The following is a 21,161-nucleotide window of genomic DNA, read 5'->3' as shown; positions in this document are numbered from 1 at the left end:
CCTCCCGGAAAATCCTTCTTTCTCATCATAAACGAAATTTCCCGCGCGTCAAATAACAACGATTATTTTACCGTGACAGCAACGTTTTCATATGACAAACTAGAAATTAAGGAGTGATGGATTTTGAAAGAGTTATTTTATTATGAAGACGCAATGATAAAAGAATTTACAGCAGAAATTGTAAAAACAGGTAGTGAAGAAACACGTAATTTTATTGTCTTAAACAATACGGCATTTTACCCTACAGGGGGTGGGCAACCCCATGATACCGGCTGGATTAATGACTTGGAAATTATCGATGTCGAGAAAGTGGATGATGAAATCCGTCATTATACTGTGGGAAATTTGTCGAATATTTCCGGGGAAATTAAAGGGAAATTAAATTGGGGGCGCCGATTCGACCATATGCAACAACATGCGGGACAGCATATTTTAACAGCTGCTTTTGTGGAGTTATTTGATTTCACTACAGTGAGCTTCCACTTAGGAACTGAACTTGTTACAATCGATTTAAATGTGAGTGAGATATCAGATGATCAGCTAGCTGCCGCAGAAAAGCGGGCAAATGAAATTGTTTTGGAAAATCGGCCAATTGAAACTAAATGGGTTACAAAAGACGAGTTAGCTCAGTATAACTTGCGAAAAGATGTAAAAGTCGATGAAGATATACGTTTAGTTATTATTCCCGACTATGATTACAACGGGTGTGGTGGTACCCATCCTACCTCTACAGGTCAGGTTGGTTTACTGAAAATTTTAGCTACTGAGAAAATGAAGCAGCAAATTCGTGTACATTTCGTTTGCGGCAATCGTGTATTACAGCAACTCGCTATGCGTAAAAACGTATTAAGTGATGTTGCTCGTCAATTAAGCGCACCAGAAGAAGAAGCCGCAGAAGCATTAAAAAAGTTTGTAAAAACGGCAAAAAGCACTGAAAAAAGCTTGGCAGAGGCACAAGATGCACTGCTTGAATTTGAAGCACAGGCTTTGGCGAAAGAAAAAATCGCGGCAGCAATGTTTGAAAACCGCTCTATCCAAAGCTTACAAAAATTAGCCCGTTTCATTACTCAGCAAAATGAAGATGCAATTGCTCTTCTCGTTGCCAACAATGAGGACAAGCTTCAGTTTGTCGCTGCACGTGGCAGTCAACAAGCGCAATCAATGAAAGAAATTTCCGCAGCCGTTTTACCCCTTATGAACGGTAAAGGCGGCGGCAACGATGCACTTGTCCAAGGTGGTGGCGAGAAAATCATTTCCGCACAGGCACTGCTAGATGCCATGAAAAAGGCAATCCAATAAAAAATGGGAGAAGCAGATAAAGGGTATTTCCCTTATCTCTTCTCCCTTCTTTATTTAGCCTTCTCGCAGCCCATTCATCCCACGACGAACATTCGTGACATCAGTATAGCCTAGCTTTACAAGTTCCTTACTTGCTTTGTTGCTTCGTACCCCACTTTGACAAATAACGACAATTGGCCGATCTTTCGGCAGATCACCTAAATACGTGCCAACAGGGCGATTTATAAATTGAGGAATATGTGCCTCTTTATATTCCTTCTCCGTTCGAACATCCACAAATACATACTGTTTATCTTCCAGTAATGGCTGCAAATCTTTTGTCGTAATATATTTCACACCTTTTTTCGGCATAAAACGCACAACCATCACGACAATTCCCACCATTGCCAATAAAGTAATAATACCTTCCATTTTGCATACCCCTACAACTTGTTTTCTCTATTTTACGATACTGTTGCTGCGCTGACGAACAATTTGCGTTTTTTTAGGGGGAGCAAAGATTTTGTAATAATTTATTAGAAAAGTTTTACCCGTTATTAGAACTGTACAATGTTTTTTTCGAAAATTTCGGACCTATATTTGAACAAGTGAATCCGATTTTAGAAAATCCCCAGCATATATTAGAACACTCATAATTTATTAGAACTTTTTCTGTTTTTTTAGAAACACAACCACATTTATTAGATACGCGCCCATGCCCCCCGCTCCCTCTCAAACAAACAGCAGCGCAATAAAAACCCATTGCACCGCCGTTTACATTATAGTTTAAACTGTTTAATTGTGACCTGTAAGTCTTTTGCCATTTCAGACAGCTTTACGGCTTGATTAGCCATTGCATCTACTATTTCTAACTGACCGGATGCTGAATGCGCAACATCCCTTACATACGTTGCTGCTGATGTAACCGAAGCTGACATTTCTTCCATTGATGCCGATACTTCTTCTGTATTGGCGCTCATTTCTTGAGCAGAACCACTCAGCCCTTCAATTTCAACTGCAATTCTGGAAACTGCTTCTACAATTTCGCTGAAGCGTTCGTCTAATTGGCTTATAGATTGTAAACCTTGCGCAACATTTTCCTCTCCTGATTCTGCTGCTTGAACGGCTTCCACAGTATATTGTTGTACTTTCTGAATCAGGACATTAATTTTCGCTGCTGAATCAGCCGTTTGCTCAGATAATTTGCGTACTTCCCCTGCCACTACTGCAAAACCGTGTCCAGCCTCCCCAGCACGGGCAGCCTCAATCGATGCATTTAAAGCCAGTAAGTTTGTCTGAGATGAAATATCGGTAATCATTTTTGAAATTAGCCCGATTTCCTGCGACTCTTGCTTTAGCTTATGGATGACTTCCAATTCAAATTCAGTCCCGGATTGTATTGCATTCATTTTTGCAATCGAATGGCGAACTGCCTCATGACCATCGCGGACTTTCTTTTCTATAAAGTCCGTATGCTCAGAAACAGTACTGGCTACTTCGGCTACTTCCTGAATACCAATTGCCATCTGCCCCATCGTCTCCGCACTTTCTTCCGTTACTTTCGCCTGACTATCAGATCCCCGCTCTACCTCTTCTATTGATTGAGAGATAATTTTCGCATTGTCGGTCACTTTCATAACATCTCCCATTAACTCACAGGAGGCTTCACTTACATTTGCAGAGTTTGTTTGCACTTTCGTAATCATCATATGCATATTTTCCACAACTTTAGTCAACGAACGAGAGAGCACCCCGAGCTCATCATGCCGTTTTTGAAGACGCTCATGTGGCTTATGAGTGAAATCCCCCTGCCCAATAAATTCGCTTACTTTTACTACTTCACGAATTGGACGACTGATACTGTTGGATAAGAAGAAGGCAATAATTAACCCAATAAATAGCACACTAAATGTAGAAATCGTTAAAGTAATCCTCATTTTCATTAAACTAACGAACATCTCATTTTCCTTTGCCATAATTCCGATAGACCAGCCATTATCTAAAGTATGATAGCCGAGGAAGTGATTATCGCCATTAGTATCCTTATATTCAAAGAATCCTTCTTCGTTTGATATAAGTTCCTCAACAGCAAAAGCCTCTCCAGTCATTTTGCCGGACTCTTTTGCCTTAGTTAAAAAGTTAACTTGTTCCTTTACATATTCATGGTTCGGATGCGCCTGAATGGTACCCTCTTCATTTATTAAATAGGCATATCCCGTTTTTCCAACAACGATATCTTCCAATACCGATGATAAGAAATAACCATCCATACGTGCGAGTAACAATGCCTTTTCCCCTGTCAAGGTCTCAATAGGTGTCGCAATCATAATTACCGGCTCATTTGTTACACGGCTTATAATTGTATCAGACATTGCCGTGTTTCCTTCAAATGCAGCTTGAATGTATGCGCGATCCGCTAAATCGGCTGTTGTATTATCCAAATAACGGGCAACCCCATTTGCATCGACGATTCCAAAACCTAAATAATCTTCACTTTCGGCTAGACGCTTATTCAAATATGCTGCTTGTTCTGTAAAATCCATACTTTGAATGGCAGAATGCTCCGCGATTCCTTGTATTTCAGTATGTGTACGTTTAAAAAATTCCTCAATATAATGTGATACATCGCCGGCTTTTGACTGTAAATTATCACGAATTTGTATTTCTAATGAATTGTAACTATTATAATAGCTCGAAACACCTAAAACGGCGCAAGTTAAAGTAAGTAATACTACGATGGATAACGTTAACTTTGCCCCAATCCCTCTATTTTTCATCCAATACCCTCCATAAATTATAGAAATATAGTAATCACAATGAATTTTATGCTATAAATTACCTATTAACAATTACCTAACACATAATATAAAATTGGTAATGGTATGTAAACAAAATATTGGGAACAACAAAAAAACGTCACATCTTCGTGACGTTTTCGGCTATTTTTTTAATTGAATGACATAAACTTCGGGTAGGTTAAAGATTCGATAAGGAAACAGACTATTACCTAGCCCTCTATTTACAATCATCTTCGTTTGTTGTTCTTCAAATATCCCCGCTGAATATTTCGGCATTATGCCTTGCGAAGGTGCGACAAGTCCCCCTATAAAAGGCACTCGAATTTGCCCCCCATGGGCATGACCCGTCATGACTAGATCAATTTCTGCTTTCACATAGGCATCAAACTGTTCTGGACGATGTGATAACAAAACAGTAAACAAATCCTTATCAATACTTTGCATGACCTGATCAATTGATTGCCCTACATCCTGCCCCATCAGCGGATCCTCAATACCAGCAATGGCGATTTGTTCCCCATTACGCTCTAACAGCACCGCATCATTTGGCAATACATGGACACCGATCTCTGTTAATGCTGCATAAATTTCATCCATTAAATTCAACGCAACCTCATGATTGCCGATTACATAATAAACATCCGCAATTTCGGTAAATTGACGCACAGCCTGCAAGCTATTTTCTAGATCATAGCGTCTGCTATCAACAATATCACCTGTAATGAAAATAACATCCGGATTGGTAGCCCGTACTTTTTCTACTAAGCGTGACTGATTTTCCCCAAACGTTGCATCATGTAAATCGGTCACCTGCGCAATTCGAAAACCATCAAAGCTCGCAGGAATTTTGTCAGACTCATGGATATGCTCTGTCGTTACAAGCCAATTATTATTAATATATAAAAATATATAGACTACTACTATAAAAATGATTAATTTCAAGATCTTTTTCAACACATAATTCGCTCAATTCATTGTGAGTTTTAAGCAGTCGTTAATACCGCCCATCCTTATCAATAATATTGAACTGTTTCGGAACATTCAAGTGTAAAATACGTTGACCAATTAAATCATGGAGCGAATCATCAAATCGGGAATGAAAACCAACATTTAACAATTGCGAAGAAAAGTGTACCGATTTCATTTTTACCTCTGTATCTGCTTCTACAATATATAGCTTATTTTCATTCCATTCAATTCGAGGTTCTTCAACAAATGGCGTAATATACACACCATTTAAATAAAGCGGTGTTTCATAATAGGATACGGTTATTTCATTTTCATTCGTTTCTGCCCACGATATATATACAGGTAAGTAATAGCTGTTTTCATTACGGAGAATTTCAATGTTCTCTGCCGTTGCTTCAAATGTCTTAGTAAACTTTAAATGCTCTTCTTTTAAACCTTCATATTTTCGTAACTTTAAATCGCTTGAAAGTTGTTCATTAGTAACACGCTGCTCTTGTAAAAACTCCTTGGAAGGCGCTTTAGCGATATCTCCTGACATAAACAATAAATAGACAAAGGCTAGAAGTCCACAACCAAAATAGATAGCGGAAAACAGCAATGTCCGCTTTGGTTTCCATATACGGATTTTCGTTATGAAAAAACCTGCTATCGTTACCCCTATAATTAATAAATACAAATAAACAAAAGCGATACTCATGTGCGCGTCACCTCTCTACGTTGGCGCATCAATACAATGAACAGCCATAATAAAATAATATAAATTGTACTACGGCCAATAATTTGAACCGCGCTCCCCCCAAAAAGAATTCCCCAAAGTTCCATTGTATACTGGCGAATTAGGAGGAACACCCCTGCACATAAAAGCGCAAACACAATTTTCGAAAAATCAAACACAGCATGGATAAAGTAGCCAATGGATGCTGCCAGTAACGAGCAAACCGTAAAACTAATAAATGTTAGCAATGCATATTCCATGCTATGGAATATAAATAAATCACCCGTCCGTAAAATGTCGACCAATATCGAAATCCATAATGTACTGATTGCAGCAACCAATGTAAAAATACATAACACAACTAGGAACAATGTAGATGAAATAGCCTCTGTATAGTTTGTCGTGACAATCGAAAAGTTATCTCGTGAAATGGACTTTGATGCAAGCATCCAACCAAATATAAGCATCATGATGACAGTAAACATAAAGAGGGAATCCAATGTATAATATTGTTCCTTATAACTAACGAATTCGTGTCCCATACCTAAAGTTCCACTTCTTCCATCCGTAAGTACTGTCAGTAAAATATATACAATCAGCACCGTACTAAACATTGAACTATATGCCTTACACTTCCACTTCACCTGCTCATAAATATTACGCGCGGGACTCACTGTTACGATAGATGTCATCAATGGACCCTCCTTCCGTTGCCGTTAATACTTTGCATACATCACTTGCGGATAAACTTTGCATCCGGACGTGATCTGGTAATAGCCAATCATTCTTTCCTACAATCGCTTCAAAAATCGGACCATTTTCATATGTAGCCAGCACTTCATACTTTTTTAAAGCGGGCTCCACATTTTCCCTTTGTCCAACAAGCTTTACCGCCAACTCCTGCACTTCCTCTACCGGTGCAAATAATGCTACTTTCCCTTTATGAAGCAGTATAATTTCTTCAATTAAATGCTCCATTTCATTTAAGTAATGACTTGAAATCATGATGACACGCGGATACGCTAAAAAATCCTTTAATATTACTCTGTACATATCATCCCGAATCGTTTCATCCATCCCGTTCATTGGCTCATCTAGTAAAGTGATCGCACTGCGGCTGGCAATTCCGTAAATGAGATTGAAGGTCGCCTTCTGACCTTTGGATAATTGGTAGTGGTAATTTTTTTCAGAGATATTACTAAATTTCAATAGCTCAAATGCTAGCTCCGTTGCAAAATTTATGTAGAACTTTTCTGCTGATTTAAAAATTTCCCTTAAAGTTAAAACAGCTGGAAATGTCATTCCATCCTCTATAAAAATTGTATTTGCTGCAACCGTTAAGTTTTGAAAAGGCTTTTTACCGAATACTTCTATGTTTCCATTAGAAGCTTTTGCATGACCGGCTATTATTTTTAATAATGTTGATTTTCCTACACCATTCCTCCCGATGAGACCAATTATTTTGGGTTCATCAATTTGAAAAGAAACATCGGTTAAAATCACTCTCTTCCCATAATGCTTTTCTAACTTCTCACACGTAATCATGTCCTCACCCCTCTTTTTGAATATGCTTAATCAGTTCAATCAAATCTTCATCCAGCACGCCTAAACGTTTTGATTCCTGTACAATTTCCTTGGCCATTTTTGTCAGTGTTTCACTGCGCCGTGTTGTTAAAATCCGATGTTTTGCATCCGTTACAACGAACATCCCCAATCCTCTCTTTTTATATAAAATCTCTTTTTCAACTAAAATCGTTAAGCCTTTCCCTGCTGTTGCTGGATTAATGTTAAAAATTTCTGCCAGCTGATATTGGGAATACACTTTTCCATCTGGAAGCAACCGATCAGCTAATATTTCATTTTCAATCCATTCTGCAATCTGAATATAAATAGGGGCTGTATTTTGACCATTGAAATTCAAGGAAATCCTCCTTTCATTGTTATCTAGTGCATTAGTGTTGTAATGTACTATATACAAAATTAGCTTTTTTGTCAATAAAACGAGAAATATTATCCACATATACTATTTATCCACAAAGTTATCCACTTCTGATTGAGTTATACACATTTTAATCACGATTTTTCAACAGGTAGACCAAAACTTATCCACAAACCCTTAGTTAGAGCTCATAAAATATCCTCTATTTCTTTATGGAAATGCCATTTTTATATAATTTTTTACTATAATAAGTATCATTTTTTATAGATTGTGGATAACTAAAATAATTTAGGCAACAAAAAAAGCATTTTAGAAGTGCCGTTCCCCCACTTCTAAAATGCTTTACAGTTATATTATTTAATTTCCTTTAAGGTAGCTTCTACTTCTTCTTTTACTTGGATATTTTCTTCGCCAAATAGAATTTCATTTAAGGCATCATCTCCAGAACCTTCTGCTAGCGGTACGCGTGAACGATACGCTGCCCGACATACTAAATGCCCGGCTACCGGTGCTGTGATAAATACGAAGATAATCCCTAAAATTAAGCGAATACTTACATAGCCATCATGAATCCAAAAATACACGAACCCACCAAATAAGCAAAGTAGTACAGAAAGTGTCGCACTTTTCGTGGCAGCATGCGAGCGTGTATATACGTCCGGCAATCGAATCATACCGAATGCACTAATCACACTCACGATGGCGCCTACTAAAATTAGAAGTGCCGCCATTAACTCAATCAGCTGATTTACGTTCAACAATGACACCTCTTTCGATATATTTCGAGAATGCAATTGTTCCGATAAACGCTAAAATACCTAAAATTAGAATAGCCTCTAAAAATGCCTTTGTATTTAATACGATAGAGACAATGGCAATTGCGGAAATCAGATTAACACCAATGGTATCGAGTGCAATGGCACGGTCAGGTAGTGACGGTCCTTTTATTACACGATAAAGGGAAAGCGCGATTGCTAGCATAAATAAAACAAGTGCCGTTTTTAAAATCAGATCGATCATTGTGTCACCTCCAAAATGGCACGTTCAAACTTGCCGATTGAACGAATTACCGTTTCTTTCGATTCCTCTATATCCATCGCATGAATATAAAACGTACTGTTATCTTCTGATACTTCCATCACAACAGATCCCGGTGTTAACGTTAGTAACAGCGCTAATGTTGTGACTTGGTAGTCGCCTCTCAATTTTGTTTCATAAGTGAAAATACCCGGTGTAATTTTTAGTTGCGGGTCCAACACGTGTTTTAATACAGAAATACTTGATGAAAGCAGCTCTCGAATAAATAAAAGGATGAGCTTGATAATTTTTAACACACGGCGTAAATAAAATTGTGTTCCAAAGAATCGATGCATGGCATATAAAATCAATGTTCCTACTAAAAAGCCTGACATGAATGTCGTAAAATCGGCCGTTGGATCATCTTTCAATAAAAACCAAAGCGTTGCAATAAATAAATTAATAATAAATTGACCTAACATGTGCTCACCCTCCTTTACTTATTCGTATTTAAAATTGCATCGATGTACACAGAAGGGTTCGATAATGTGTAAGCTGCATCATTCACATAAACTGCCAAACCTTCTGCACCAACGCCTAACCCAATAATGAAGATGGCCAATAGTACAAATGAAGCCATTACACTTCGTGGAATCGGCATTTTGTCTTCCTCATTAATCGATGTTTCCCCAAAAAACGAAGCCAGGAAAATACGTAGTAACGAATACATCACGATAATACTTGAGCCAAATGCCAACGCCAGTAAAACATATGATTCCGTTTCAACTGCGCCTTGACCAATCAGCACTTTTCCGATAAAACCACTCAACGGCGGGATACCGACAAGTGCACACATCATAATAAAGAACAGCCAACCGAACAATGGATAAATTCGGATTAATCCATTCATATTTTTCACGACAATCTCACCCGTTACAAGTACCATTGTACCAATAAGTAAAAACAGAAATGCCTTTCCAAGAATGTCGTGAACTAAATAATAAACCGCACCTGCCATAGCTGATTCTGTGCCAATTGCAAGAGCAACTAATATAAAACCAACACTAATAATAACATTGTACGTAGCAATCGTTCGAACGTCTCGTCCCGCTAATGCACCCATACATCCTGCAATAATCGTTACCCCTGCCATTACCCCAATGATTGTATGAGTAATTTCGGGTTGCAACGGGAACATGAGCATAAATGTACGGAACAATGCATACATGCCGACCTTCGTTAATAATGCAGCAAATAATGCCTGCACAGCTGTAGGTGGAACACTGTAGGAGCCTGGCAGCCAGAAGAACAATAGTAAACCAGCCTTTAATCCAAATACAACTAAGAAAGTAAGTGACACGACCGTCAGCAATGGGTCTTGCCCTGCCTCTGCCACACGCTGTGCAATATGCGCCATATTAAGCGTCTTTAATGTTCCGTACAAGTATGCTAGTGCAACTAGGAACATCCACGATGCCACAACATTGATTAATACATACTTGATTGACTCCCGGAGCTGTATCTTACCTCCGCCTAAAGCAATCAGTACATATGAAGCGAGAAGCATCACTTCAAAACAAACAAATAGATTGAATATATCACCTGTCAAAAAGGAACCATTTACCCCTGCAATCAAAAACAATACGAAAGGGTAAAAGTACATTTTCTCATGACGCTCACCTATTGTTGAAAATGCATAAATTAAACAAATTGCCGTTACGATACTTGCTGCTAATACGAGCAGTACCGAAAAGGAATCGGCTACAAACAAAATACCAAATGGCGGCATCCATCCACTGAAGTCTAAACGAAGTATTCCTTCATTTTGGATAAGCTGTAATAAGACGACAGAGATGCACGCTACAAAGACCATCGTAACCAAACTTACAATTCTTTGGAGCTTAATATTATTATTTAAAAATACTAATAGTGTTGCCGTAATAATTGGCACAATTAAAGGTAAAACAATTATATTATTCATCGGATGACCCTCCAAGCTCCTCTAGATCATCGGTTCCATTCATTAAGTACATCCGGTAAGCCAGTACTAGTAAAAATGCCGTAACCGCAAAACTAATTACAATCGCTGTTAAAATCAAAGCCTGTGGCAAAGCATCAGTAAACGGAGCTGCCGCCTGTCCTAAAAGCGGAACACTCCCCTTCTTCAAGCCACCAACCGTCAATAATAATAAATGAACGGCATGTGAAAGAATGGCTGTGCCGACAATGACGCGTATTACACTACGAGAGAGGATTAAGTAAGTAGCGACTGCGACTAGAATGCCGACAAGTACAATCATTAATGATTCCATACTATTCATCCTCACTTATATTTAAAATAATCGTTACGAGTGTACCGACAACTGTCAATGCGACACCTGCTTCAAAAATGGTAACAGTCGACAAATGCTTTTCCCCTAATAGCGGGAGATTAAAGTAGCCATCTGCCTGCGTTAAAAAGGGTACATCAAAGAAAATAGAGGCGATGGCCGAACCAGTTGCCAGCAATACCCCGATTGCAGCAACTTTTTTAAAGTCGAACGGCATTCCTTTATGCACAGTTTCAATATCGTACGTCAAATACAGAAGGACGATCCCCGAGCCAAGTACTAATCCACCGATGAATCCACCGCCTGGGGCATTATGTCCTGCAAAAAATAAGTACATACCAAGCGTAAAGACGATGAACACAACGCCTCGTACGACTGATTTTAAAATAACATCATTTACTTTCAACGTCTGCATCCCCCTTTTTCGCCTTTAGCTTAATAAGTGTGTAGATGCCTAGACCCGCAATAAAGAGTACAACTACTTCCAGCATCGTATCAAATGCACGGAAATCCCCTAAAATCGTGTTGACGATATTTTGCCCGCCTGCTAAATTATACGAGTCCTCAAAGTACTTCGAAATCGGCTCAAATCGATCGTAGTTCATTACCGCTAAGCCGATAAGTGTAACAGTTGCGCCAACCGCTATGGAAATAGTTATTTTCGCAAATCTCCAGCTCTTCGATATATACTCGTTTTTAAGCTTCGGTAAATATTTAAAAGATAGTAGGAACAGCGCTGTTGTCACAGACTCGACGACCAACTGTGTAAGCGCTAAATCAGGTGCTCTAAACACGACAAAGAAAAATGCTACAGAATATCCGAGTACCCCGTTTAACAGAACTACAGTAATACGCTGTTTTGCAAAAATAATTGCCACGGCAGCCATAATCATAACGAACACTAAAACCAATTCATAAGGCTCGATTACCGAGTCCTTTGAAGGATTCCAGCTAAATGCATCCGCATAAATCATATAACCCGCTAAAAGGGCAACAAAAAACACATAAATATACACGAAATAATAGGTTAAATTACCGTTCATATAACGATTCGTTGCACGTCCTGATACATTCTCACTTGAAGTAATCACACGTTCATACAAAGCGTTTAATGTAAAACTTGGTGGAATCAGCTGATAGATAGGACGCCACTTTTTTAATACTCGGTACAATAGAACCCCTAATAAAATGACACCTGCTGTCATAATAAGCTCTGTATTTATATATCCATGCCATGCCGCAATATGAGGCGTCATATCCTCTACCGACGGAAACATTGGATAGATGCTTGCCATTGCCGGACTTAAAATATAATGTCCCAGCACATTAGGGAAGATAAAAATCCCTACAACAAATGCAATTAAAATATAAGGAGAAATCAACATGCCAAATGGTGCTTCATGCGGCGGCTTCTCCAAACGATCTGGCTGGATTTTGCCGAAGAATGTACGCATAACAATAATGACACAGTAAATAAAGGTGAATATACTTGCTACCCATGCAATAATGGGGAATAAAACTCCGATGCTATTAAGTGAGAAAAGATCCAGCTCGGTAATTTTTAACGTTGCCGTAAAGAACATTTCCTTACTTAAAAAACCATTGAATGGTGGTAATCCCGCCATAGAGGCACTACCGATGACAGCTATCGTAAATGTAAATGGCATAAGTGACATCAATCCACCTAAACGGCGAATGTCACGCGTCCCCACTTCATGATCGACAATACCTACCATCATAAAGAGTGCACCTTTGAACGTTGAGTGATTGATTAAATGGAACAAAGCCGCAAAAGTGGCCTGTGTATAAATGACGGATTCCGTTGAATAACCGGAATGGAGTGCAGCAGAGCCAAGACCAAATAGACACATAATTAATCCAAGCTGGCTAATTGTTGAGTAGGCAAGTAATGCCTTTAAATCGAACTGTTTGACGGCATTAAATGATCCCCAGAATAAAGTAAGGAGACCTACCCCACTTACCGCCCAAAACCATACTTCGTGACCTCCGAAAATAGGCGTTGTACGTGCAACAAGGTAAATACCTGCTTTAACCATAGTGGCAGAGTGCAAATAGGCAGAAACCGGTGTAGGCGCCTCCATTGCATCAGGCAGCCAAATATGGAAAGGAAATTGGGCGGATTTTGTAAATGCCCCTAAAAGCACTAAACACATCGCTGGTACAAAGTATGCACTGGATTGCACAACATCTAAATTTGCGACAATTTCCCGTATACTAAACGTACCGGATGCAACATATAACATTAAAAAACCAGCTAACATCGCAACGCCACCAGATACTGTGATGGTCATTGCTTTTCGTGCACCTGCACGAGAGGCTTTACGGTGATGCCAAAATGCGATTAAAAGGAACGAGGAAACACTCGTTAATTCCCAAAATACATAAAGCACCATTAAATTATCTGAAAGGACGACGCCTAGCATAGCGCCCATGAATAGTAATAAATAACAATAGAAATGGTGTAAAGATTCTTTCGTTGATAAATAGAAAATTGAATACAGTATGACTAAACTACCTACCCCTGTAATGAGCAAACTGAATATCATGCTCAATCCATCTAGATACGTAGTAATATTAATACCGAAAGAGGGGATCCACTCAAACGTCTTGACGAATACTTCGCCATTCGCAACTCGAGGGATATATGTAGCTAAAATCGAAAATAAAACGACTGGTACGACTAATACAAACCATCCTAAGTGAATGTTCTTAAAACGCTTGTATATTAATGGAATCAATGCTGCAGCAATAAAGGGCAGCACAATTGAAAGCGTGACAATCAAAAGCAAAAACCTCCCACAAAAAAGTAACAAAACTATGTATCACACTAAAATTAATTAATCACACTTGACTATCTATATAACTCACTTCATAATAATGTGGCATATAGAGATTATATTTATAAATAAATTCCAATTTATTTAAAATAAAAAGATTCAAGCAAGGAAAAAATTACGTAAAATTTACTGAAAACAAAAAAACATCACAGAAATAAGTATACAATAATAAAGTGTGTAATGCACTGTAATAGCCTTCGTTTTATCTCAATTATGCTTAATTTCTCAAAACATATTTTGATTCAATAAATTATTATAGGATAAGAAAAAGAGGTGCGAACTAAAATGAAACATGTAAAAGGCCGATTGGATGAAAGTATTTTAGTTTGTGTATATTATGGACAAAATGGTGAGCGATTAATTCGCCGTGGACACAAACTTGCGACATTACTCGACTGCCCATTATATGTGCTGACAGTTGACTCAAAGCCACTTGACGCTTTTGATGCGGAAAAATCCGGTTACATTGAACAGTGGAAAGAACTAACTGAAGAGTTGGATGTTGAAGAGTTCTTCATTAAAGATAATGAAAAACGACCAATTCATAAAGTGATTACTGAAGTAGCGACAAACTATGATATTACGCAAATCATCGTAGGTCAAAGTGCGCAAAGCCGCTGGGAGGAAATTACGAAAGGCTCGTTTTTAAATGTCCTTTTAAAAGAAGTACCTTTTGTTGATTTCCATATCGTTTCGGTTAAACATCCATCAGACGATGAACTGATCGATATTTTTGAAAAAGGCGTCCGCGCTTATTTGATTAAAGAAAACGGTCATTACAAAATTGCGTTTACTTGTCCTAAAACTGCCTTTATCGAAGGTATTTTCTTTAAGGAAATTGGCACCGATTTTGATAATGGAATCTTTAAATTTAATTTTGATAACAAGATGCAGGAAGTAAATATTACCGAAGCACTAGTAACGGATCCGGATCGTATTCCTCCTGCCTGCCGCCTAGAAAACGAATAACATACATCATCCCCCTCACCGATTCATGCGCGAGGGGGGTTTTTTCTTTTAAAATTAGTGTGCCTTTCGAACCTGGTCTCTCGGCAATAAAAACGCAACGAATAATAATAACGTTAAAACAGACACAGCATTCATCGTAAAATGAATCCCCATCTCATCAATGAGCTTGCCAATGACAATCGAGCCTATTGCCCCCATACCAAATGCGACACCGATTGTTAACCCAGCCATTGTCCCAATTTTAGACGGAACAAGCTCCTGTGCATAAACGACGGTCACAGTAAAGCTAATCATAATAAGCATACCGATAATAATAAGAAAGAGTAATACAGCCGGCAATGGAATAAATGGCAGTGCTAAGCAAAATGGAATAGGTGCTATAACCGATAGCAGTATAATGTTTTTTCTTCCGAAACGATCCGATAAAGGACCTCCAAAAAAAGTTCCTACTACTCCGAATGCCATAAACACGAAAATAAATAGCTGTCCGCGCTCAACACTCATTCCATATTGCTCAATTAAATAAAATACATAAAAGTTCGTAATATTCGTCACGTAAAACGAACGGGCGAAAATGAGTAATAGCAAAACAGTAAGCGCCATTTTTACTTGATTTTTTGTTAAAGGCGGCAATGAGGAAACGAGAACCTTCTTTATGTTGGACTTTTTCTCCGCATCAAGCTGACGTTTATACCACATTGAAATTTTTGTTAACAAGAAAATCCCAATGGACGTAAAAATGAGGATATATGCTACACCATTCATTCCAAACGGTAAGATTAAAAAAGCACTTAATAATGGAGCTAACGCCTGTCCACTATTTCCCCCTACTTGATAAATTGACTGTGCCAATCCACGTTTATTCCCTGCCGCCATGAAAGATACACGCGAGCCCTCAGGATGAAAAATCGCAGAACCGATACCTAAAAAGATGACCGACACTAAAATCATCCAGTACTGTCCTGATAAGATCAGCAATGATAGACCAATAAACGAACTGACCATCCCTATTGGCAATGCATAGGGAAATGGCTTTTTATCCGTCATAAATCCTACAGCTGGTTGTAATAGGCTTGCAAATATATTGAGTACGAAAGAAATCATACCAAGCTGAGTAAACGTTAACCCTAAATCACGTTCCAGTAGCGGAAACATCGCCGGTATTACCGCTTGCATCGTATCATTAATTAAGTGACATATCCCGATTGCTACCATAATGGGATAGACAGGATTTGATTGTTTTTCAATTGTAGCCGACATCTGTTTTCACATTCTTTCTATTAGATAAAGTCGCATATTTCCTTTTATGTTTGCCCATGCTATTCGCTATAAGGAGTGATCATAAATTGGAATTAAACTTATTTGAAATGCTCTGGCGTTCAAGTTGTGCATTTTTTGCTATATTACTACTTGCGCGCATAATTGGCAAAAAACAATTAAGCCAGCTTACTTTTTTTCATTATGTAACAGGTATTACATTTGGTTCAATTGCCGCGGAAATTTCCGCTCAGGTAGAGACACCTTTTTTGGATGGACTTATCTCCCTTATATGGTGGGCACTACTTACTCTTTTAGTCAGCTTTATTACACTTAAGTCGAAAAAAGCCCGTGTCTTATTTGATGATAAGCCGACAATCGTCATTCAAAACGGTGTTATTCTGAACGATAATCTCAAAAAGGCAAGGCTTCATACGGATGAACTTGCCATGTTACTAAGAGAGCAAAGTATTTTCGGGTTTGATGAGGTGCAGTTTGCTGTCTTCGAAACAAATGGTGAATTAAGTGTGCTGAAAAAACCACTTGCCCGCACTGCTTCAAAACAGGATGTGAATGTTTCAGCTCCTGCACCACAGTATTTACCAACCGAGGTCATATCAGACGGGAAAATTATTACAAAAAATTTAAATGACCTCCAATTAACAGAAGAATGGCTGCTTAAAAAACTATCCAAGAAAAACTATCATTCCGTTGAAGACCTTTATTATGTTCAAGTTTTAGAAAACGGCTCACTTTATATTAGCGTCAAAAATGCCAGTCCGCCTTCCTCATAATATTTTCCTTAAATAAAAAAGAGAGACCGATTTAAAACATCGGTCTCTACTGAATAATTAGATCTTTAGTTGGCCCATATTTTTTCGGCTCATGACTATACCAAGAATACTGGACAAAATCGTCAGACCCACAACCATAAGTACTGTAAGCCAATAAGTTTTCAAAAGTACACTATCTGTTAGAAGCGCTATTCCATAATTCGCAAGCTTCCATGGTGTTAAACTCCAAAAAGCCCCAAACAGTGAATCGATGAACAAACCTAACGATATAATTACAATCGTAACGGCTGCTGCAATCGATGTGTTGAATGCCGCACTCATTGCAACAGTTACAGCCATAACAAATAGTAACCATAGACAATACGTCCCCAACATCGCAAAGAACTTCATCCAGTCAACAGTACCATACAACAATGCAGTATAATACATGCTCCCCGCATAGCCGGCAATCGCACTAATCATAGCGATGATGCTTGCTACCATCCATTTACTCATGTACATTGCCGTAAAAGAAACAGGACGAACATAGATGAGTGTCGCCGTGCCATTTTGTCGTTCCCGGCTGAATATACCAATATAAGCTGCTATTAAGACGAGTAAACCAATCGACTGAAACTGACCCGTCGAAGCCATTAAAAGGTCGGCTGGCTGTAATTCAGGCATCGTCAACATAAACCCTTCCGGCATATTGCCGACAGCTTTTAAAATATCTTCCATAAAGTAATTCATTATTGGGTCACTAATTCCAAGCAGTATAAATACGAGCGGTATCCATATTAATTTAAAGCTCCGTACACTTTCACGCCATTCCTTTAAAAAAAGTGCTTTAAATTGTTGCATTCTCGCCAGCCACCTTCATAAAGATTTCTTCCAAGCTTGCTGTCTCTCTTTCCACCTTCAATACTTCACATGGTGAAACAGCAAGCTGGTATAAAAGCTGCTGCATAGTCGGACGATCTTCCAAAATCTCAACATAGACAATATTTCTCGCCCTTTGAGTTTGAAATGCCGTTTGTTCCGTAAACTGCTGCGCTTCGTTCTCATGAGAAAACGTAATTTTATAGCGTGGCTCCTGAAATTTTTCCTTTACTCGCTGCAATGAGCCTTGCTCTACTAATTGTCCGTCACGTAAAAACAATAGTTGATCCGTCATTTCCTCTGCATCATTTAAAATATGTGTCGAATACAATATCGTCGTTTGCTCCTGCACTTCCTTAAGCAAATTCATTACTTCACGACGCCCTACAGGATCCAGTGCGGATACCGGTTCATCCAATAATAAAAGTTTTGGCTTATGAACGAGTGCCTGTGCAATACCCAACCGTTGCTTCATTCCACCTGAAAAAGTGACGGTTTTCTTATTCATGGCGCCCTCTAACCCAACAAACGAAAGCATCTTTTTGCACTCACTTTTTAAAGTACGTTTATCAAGATTACTTAAACTCGCCACCATTTCCATATACTCCAGCGCAGTCAGCCACGAGTAGAATTGTGGATATTGCGGCAAAAAGCCGATTGCACTACGCATATCTTTTATATTAGGCATAATAATTTTTCCACTTGTCGGCTCCATTAAATGGGCTAGCATCGAAAGCGCAGTTGTCTTCCCAGCACCATTTGGACCAATTAGTGCTGTAGACGTATGCATTGGTAATGAAAACGATAGGCCATCTACTACTTTTTTAGGGCCAAACTGCTTTGTTAAGCCTTCCACTTCAATACATATCATTGGTTTTTACGTCCAAAAAGAAAATACGCAATTGGTCCAAGCGTATTGACAAATAGTGACACGACAATCCAAAACCATTTTGGTCCGCGGGTTTCATGAATACGAATAATATCAACAATCGCTACTGCCGCCAACACAAACTGCAATACTAATAGCGGGGCAATTAATCCCCAAGGAACATTTGATAAAGCTTCCATCTTACAATTCCTCCTCTAATTTTAAATGATGCTTCAAATTAACGATTAAATTTTTATAACGTACATCTTGCTGGACATTCACTAACATCGGATTATTGGTGATACCATCTATTATTGACCGTCTTATTGTTTCCTCATCACGGGGGGCTTGCGAACTAAGCATTACTTCCCTTGCAATCCACCCGTCCAGTAAATAAAAATAATCATCGCCTACAAGCTGAAGAGGGAAATTAATTTTCATACAAATTTTCACATAGCACTCAACACAACGAAGGGCCTGCTCTATATTATTTTGTACTGCATATCCGCTTGAAGCCCGTATATAAAATAGGAGTGCTGTATGAGCATTTAATCTTCCAATATTAAAGGTTTCGATCATTGTTTCGATACGGCGAACGGATTGTTCAAAATATGCCTCATTGTCTGCTTCTAACATTAATGCTTCACTCGCATTTGAAATGACACATAACAATTGCTGGTACATATTGACCTGGAAAATTTCCTTCGCCTTCTCCGTGTTGCCGAGCATCATTTGGGCTGTTGCGATTAACTGTTCATTCCCTAGCTGAATAATTGCATCTTCTCCTAAAAGCTCAAGTACTTGTTGGGGCTCCCCTTTTAAAATATACGTAAGGGCCTCCAGTAAATTTGCTTCATTTGTCAGTTTATAATCTCCACTAAACTCCTTTACACGGATGCAAAGTCCTTGGATTTTTTTAGTTACCTGCTCTTTGTCATCGGCCTTGTTGAAATAATTCACATAAAGTTGCGCCATCTTCAGCAAAAAAGGAAAGCAGGAATAGTATTCCTCAATCAGTAACTCGATAGTCCTATCTACCTCTTCAAATGGCTCTTTCGAAAAGCGTCTTGCCAACTCCTCATACATATTCATAATCCGCTCATTCGTCAACTGTGGTTTATACCCTAACAATTCATCAATCGATACGTTAAAATATGTTGCAAGCTTTGGCAATATTGATATGTCGGGATAACTTTGCCCTTTTTCCCATTTCGACACAGCTGCTCTGGAAACCCCCATAAAACGAGCAATATCCTCTTGTGTTACATTTAATTTTTTTCGATTATTCATAAAAATGGTCGCAAATTGAAAGTTATCCATCCCTTCACCTCTTAACCTAATTATAAGAAGAAATGATATGTTTTTATAGCGACTAATTGTTTCAATTTAATGATTTTGTCAACTAATGGTTTCTTCATAACAAAAAAACAGACTGTCCAATAGCTAGACACCCTGCATATTTTCTACTATTTAATTAAATGTTTTATATCTTCATAGTTTGGCAGTGCAGTTAATGCACCCGCTTTTGTTGCAGCCATTGCGCCTAGCTTATTACCAAATGCCACACAGTCTACTAAATCCTCTTTCACTGTTGGCAGTCCATTGAAATGAACATAGCGCAGAACGCCTGCCATAAACGCATCTCCAGCACCTGTTGTGTCTACTGGAACAACCCGGTCAACAGGAACATGTGTAACTTCACCATTGAGTACAGCATATGCACCGTCAGCCCCTACTGTAATTAAAACAATCGGTACTAATAGCTCGTCCAGCTTTTGTAAGCCTTCTTCAATTGTTGTTGTTTCTGTTAAGAAAAACAACTCTTCATCTGTTAGCTTTAAAATGTCGGCATCTTCAAAAAATGATGCAACCGTTTCGCGGCAAATTTCTTCGGATTCCCAACGTAATGGACGAATATTCGCATCGATGGCGATAATCGCTCCTTTATCCTTAGCCATTTCTACAGCAGCACGTGTCGTTTTTAAAGCTGTTTCTTCAAACATTGTTCCTGAACATACATTTAAAATAGAAGCACGCTTGAAAGCTTCCTCATTCAATTGCTCAGGTGTTACTTGTAAATTCGGCGTCTCATCGACATAATCTTTAAATACTCGCTCACAGTTTTCTGTTAAATGTACGTATACTCCACTTACACGCTTCTTCGCATCAAATACTGCAAAATCTAAATTGACGCCTTCTTTTGAGATCTCCTGGCGACAAAATTCCGATGTTTCGTCATCCCCTGTAATGGTAATAAGGGCTGACGGAGCACCAATTCGACTAATTCCCGCGGCTACATTGATTGTTGCGCCACCCAAAAACTTCGTGAATGACGTATTCGTTTTGTCATTTGCAATATAATCAACGAATGCATCTCCATAAACTAAGATGAATTCTTTGTCTAATTGACTCATTAATTGTCTAACCTCCGACGTTTTATGTTCTTACTAATTTACCATAGAAAAGAACGATTTATAAAACTTTATACTATTCTGACACTAATCGTTTTTT

The 21,161-nt window shown here is 38.6% G+C and carries 23 protein-coding genes; 3 read left to right on the top strand and 20 right to left on the bottom strand.

Annotated elements, in window-relative coordinates; all coding sequences use genetic code 11:
- Positions 1-123 precede the first annotated feature (123 nt).
- Positions 124-1,299, top strand: coding sequence for an alanyl-tRNA editing protein (locus tag MHH95_RS05155; protein WP_340726652.1), 1,176 nt, complete (start codon positions 124-126; stop codon positions 1,297-1,299).
- A 54-nt stretch (positions 1,300-1,353) separates the two neighbouring features.
- Here the strand turns inward: MHH95_RS05155 and MHH95_RS05150 are convergent, their stop codons facing one another.
- The 14 genes from MHH95_RS05150 to MHH95_RS05085 all read right to left on the bottom strand — a co-directional run bounded on the left by MHH95_RS05150 (position 1,354) and on the right by MHH95_RS05085 (position 13,850).
- Positions 1,354-1,710, bottom strand: coding sequence for a rhodanese-like domain-containing protein (locus MHH95_RS05150; protein ID WP_340726651.1), 357 nt, complete (start codon positions 1,708-1,710; stop codon positions 1,354-1,356).
- 347 nt (positions 1,711-2,057) lie between these two features.
- Positions 2,058-4,055 (bottom strand): methyl-accepting chemotaxis protein, encoded by a 1,998-nt coding sequence (locus tag MHH95_RS05145; protein ID WP_340726650.1) that lies wholly within the window; start codon positions 4,053-4,055, stop codon positions 2,058-2,060.
- A 162-nt stretch (positions 4,056-4,217) separates the two neighbouring features.
- Positions 4,218-5,030, bottom strand: a complete 813-nt coding sequence (locus MHH95_RS05140; RefSeq protein WP_340726649.1) for a metallophosphoesterase — start codon at positions 5,028-5,030, stop codon at positions 4,218-4,220.
- Positions 5,031-5,070: 40 nt separating this feature from the next.
- Positions 5,071-5,742, bottom strand: coding sequence for a glucose-6-phosphate isomerase (locus tag MHH95_RS05135; protein WP_340726648.1), 672 nt, complete (start codon positions 5,740-5,742; stop codon positions 5,071-5,073).
- Complete coding sequence (locus MHH95_RS05130) at positions 5,739-6,452, bottom strand: silver transporter (RefSeq protein ID WP_340726647.1); 714 nt, start codon at positions 6,450-6,452, stop codon at positions 5,739-5,741. Before MHH95_RS05130 ends, MHH95_RS05135 begins: the two co-directional genes overlap by 4 nt.
- Complete coding sequence (locus MHH95_RS05125) at positions 6,418-7,305, bottom strand: ABC transporter ATP-binding protein (RefSeq protein ID WP_340726646.1); 888 nt, start codon at positions 7,303-7,305, stop codon at positions 6,418-6,420. The genes MHH95_RS05130 and MHH95_RS05125 overlap by 35 nt, the downstream gene beginning before the upstream one ends.
- Positions 7,306-7,309: 4 nt before the next feature.
- Entirely contained in the window at positions 7,310-7,681 is a 372-nt protein-coding gene (locus tag MHH95_RS05120; protein ID WP_340726645.1) for a GntR family transcriptional regulator, read from the bottom strand.
- 371 nt (positions 7,682-8,052) lie between these two features.
- Positions 8,053-8,457: a Na+/H+ antiporter subunit G gene (locus MHH95_RS05115; protein ID WP_191701664.1), complete on the bottom strand. Its 405-nt coding sequence runs from the start codon at positions 8,455-8,457 to the stop codon at positions 8,053-8,055.
- The gene (locus MHH95_RS05110) at positions 8,435-8,719 is read right to left on the bottom strand and encodes a Na(+)/H(+) antiporter subunit F1 (RefSeq protein ID WP_191701665.1); all 285 of its coding nucleotides are present in this window, start codon (positions 8,717-8,719) and stop codon (positions 8,435-8,437) included. Before MHH95_RS05110 ends, MHH95_RS05115 begins: the two co-directional genes overlap by 23 nt.
- A complete protein-coding gene (locus tag MHH95_RS05105) occupies positions 8,716-9,198 on the bottom strand; it encodes a Na+/H+ antiporter subunit E (protein WP_191701666.1) in 483 nt (160 codons plus the stop codon). Before MHH95_RS05105 ends, MHH95_RS05110 begins: the two co-directional genes overlap by 4 nt.
- A 14-nt stretch (positions 9,199-9,212) precedes the next feature.
- A complete protein-coding gene (locus MHH95_RS05100; protein WP_340726644.1) occupies positions 9,213-10,697 on the bottom strand; it encodes a Na+/H+ antiporter subunit D in 1,485 nt (494 codons plus the stop codon).
- Positions 10,690-11,028, bottom strand: a complete 339-nt coding sequence (locus MHH95_RS05095; RefSeq protein ID WP_191701668.1) for a Na(+)/H(+) antiporter subunit C — start codon at positions 11,026-11,028, stop codon at positions 10,690-10,692. The genes MHH95_RS05100 and MHH95_RS05095 overlap by 8 nt, the downstream gene beginning before the upstream one ends.
- Position 11,029: 1 nt before the next feature.
- Positions 11,030-11,452: a Na(+)/H(+) antiporter subunit B gene (locus MHH95_RS05090; protein ID WP_340726643.1), complete on the bottom strand. Its 423-nt coding sequence runs from the start codon at positions 11,450-11,452 to the stop codon at positions 11,030-11,032.
- Positions 11,439-13,850: a Na+/H+ antiporter subunit A gene (locus tag MHH95_RS05085; RefSeq protein ID WP_340726642.1), complete on the bottom strand. Its 2,412-nt coding sequence runs from the start codon at positions 13,848-13,850 to the stop codon at positions 11,439-11,441. Before MHH95_RS05085 ends, MHH95_RS05090 begins: the two co-directional genes overlap by 14 nt.
- A 339-nt stretch (positions 13,851-14,189) precedes the next feature.
- On the opposite strand from MHH95_RS05085, the gene MHH95_RS05080 reads away from it, so the two are divergent.
- Positions 14,190-14,873: a histidine kinase gene (locus tag MHH95_RS05080; protein WP_340726641.1), complete on the top strand. Its 684-nt coding sequence runs from the start codon at positions 14,190-14,192 to the stop codon at positions 14,871-14,873.
- A 54-nt stretch (positions 14,874-14,927) separates the two neighbouring features.
- On the opposite strand, the gene MHH95_RS05075 is transcribed toward MHH95_RS05080, so the two are convergent.
- On the bottom strand, positions 14,928-16,133 hold the full coding sequence (locus tag MHH95_RS05075; RefSeq protein ID WP_340726640.1) for an MFS transporter: 1,206 nt from the start codon (positions 16,131-16,133) through the stop codon (positions 14,928-14,930).
- Between the two features lie 107 nt (positions 16,134-16,240).
- On the opposite strand from MHH95_RS05075, the gene MHH95_RS05070 reads away from it, so the two are divergent.
- A complete protein-coding gene (locus MHH95_RS05070) occupies positions 16,241-16,924 on the top strand; it encodes a DUF421 domain-containing protein (RefSeq protein WP_339216813.1) in 684 nt (227 codons plus the stop codon).
- 57 nt (positions 16,925-16,981) lie between these two features.
- On the opposite strand, the gene MHH95_RS05065 is transcribed toward MHH95_RS05070, so the two are convergent.
- The 5 genes from MHH95_RS05065 to MHH95_RS05045 form a co-directional block, all read right to left on the bottom strand.
- Complete coding sequence (locus MHH95_RS05065) at positions 16,982-17,764, bottom strand: ABC transporter permease (protein ID WP_340726639.1); 783 nt, start codon at positions 17,762-17,764, stop codon at positions 16,982-16,984.
- On the bottom strand, positions 17,751-18,653 hold the full coding sequence (locus tag MHH95_RS05060) for an ABC transporter ATP-binding protein (protein WP_191701674.1): 903 nt from the start codon (positions 18,651-18,653) through the stop codon (positions 17,751-17,753). Before MHH95_RS05060 ends, MHH95_RS05065 begins: the two co-directional genes overlap by 14 nt.
- Positions 18,650-18,850 (bottom strand): PLD nuclease N-terminal domain-containing protein, encoded by a 201-nt coding sequence (locus MHH95_RS05055; protein ID WP_340726638.1) that lies wholly within the window; start codon positions 18,848-18,850, stop codon positions 18,650-18,652. Before MHH95_RS05055 ends, MHH95_RS05060 begins: the two co-directional genes overlap by 4 nt.
- Position 18,851: 1 nt before the next feature.
- Positions 18,852-19,940, bottom strand: a complete 1,089-nt coding sequence (locus tag MHH95_RS05050) for a helix-turn-helix domain-containing protein (RefSeq protein WP_340726637.1) — start codon at positions 19,938-19,940, stop codon at positions 18,852-18,854.
- A gap of 176 nt (positions 19,941-20,116) precedes the next feature.
- Positions 20,117-21,064, bottom strand: coding sequence for a carbohydrate kinase family protein (locus tag MHH95_RS05045; RefSeq protein WP_191701677.1), 948 nt, complete (start codon positions 21,062-21,064; stop codon positions 20,117-20,119).
- Positions 21,065-21,161 lie beyond the last annotated feature (97 nt).

This window comes from Solibacillus sp. FSL K6-4121 (genome assembly GCF_038002585.1).
Taxonomy (GTDB): Bacteria; Bacillota; Bacilli; order Bacillales_A; family Planococcaceae; genus Solibacillus; species Solibacillus faecavium.
The sequence above is the reverse complement of the archived record's forward strand: the minus strand, read 5'-3'. Positions and strand labels throughout refer to the sequence as shown.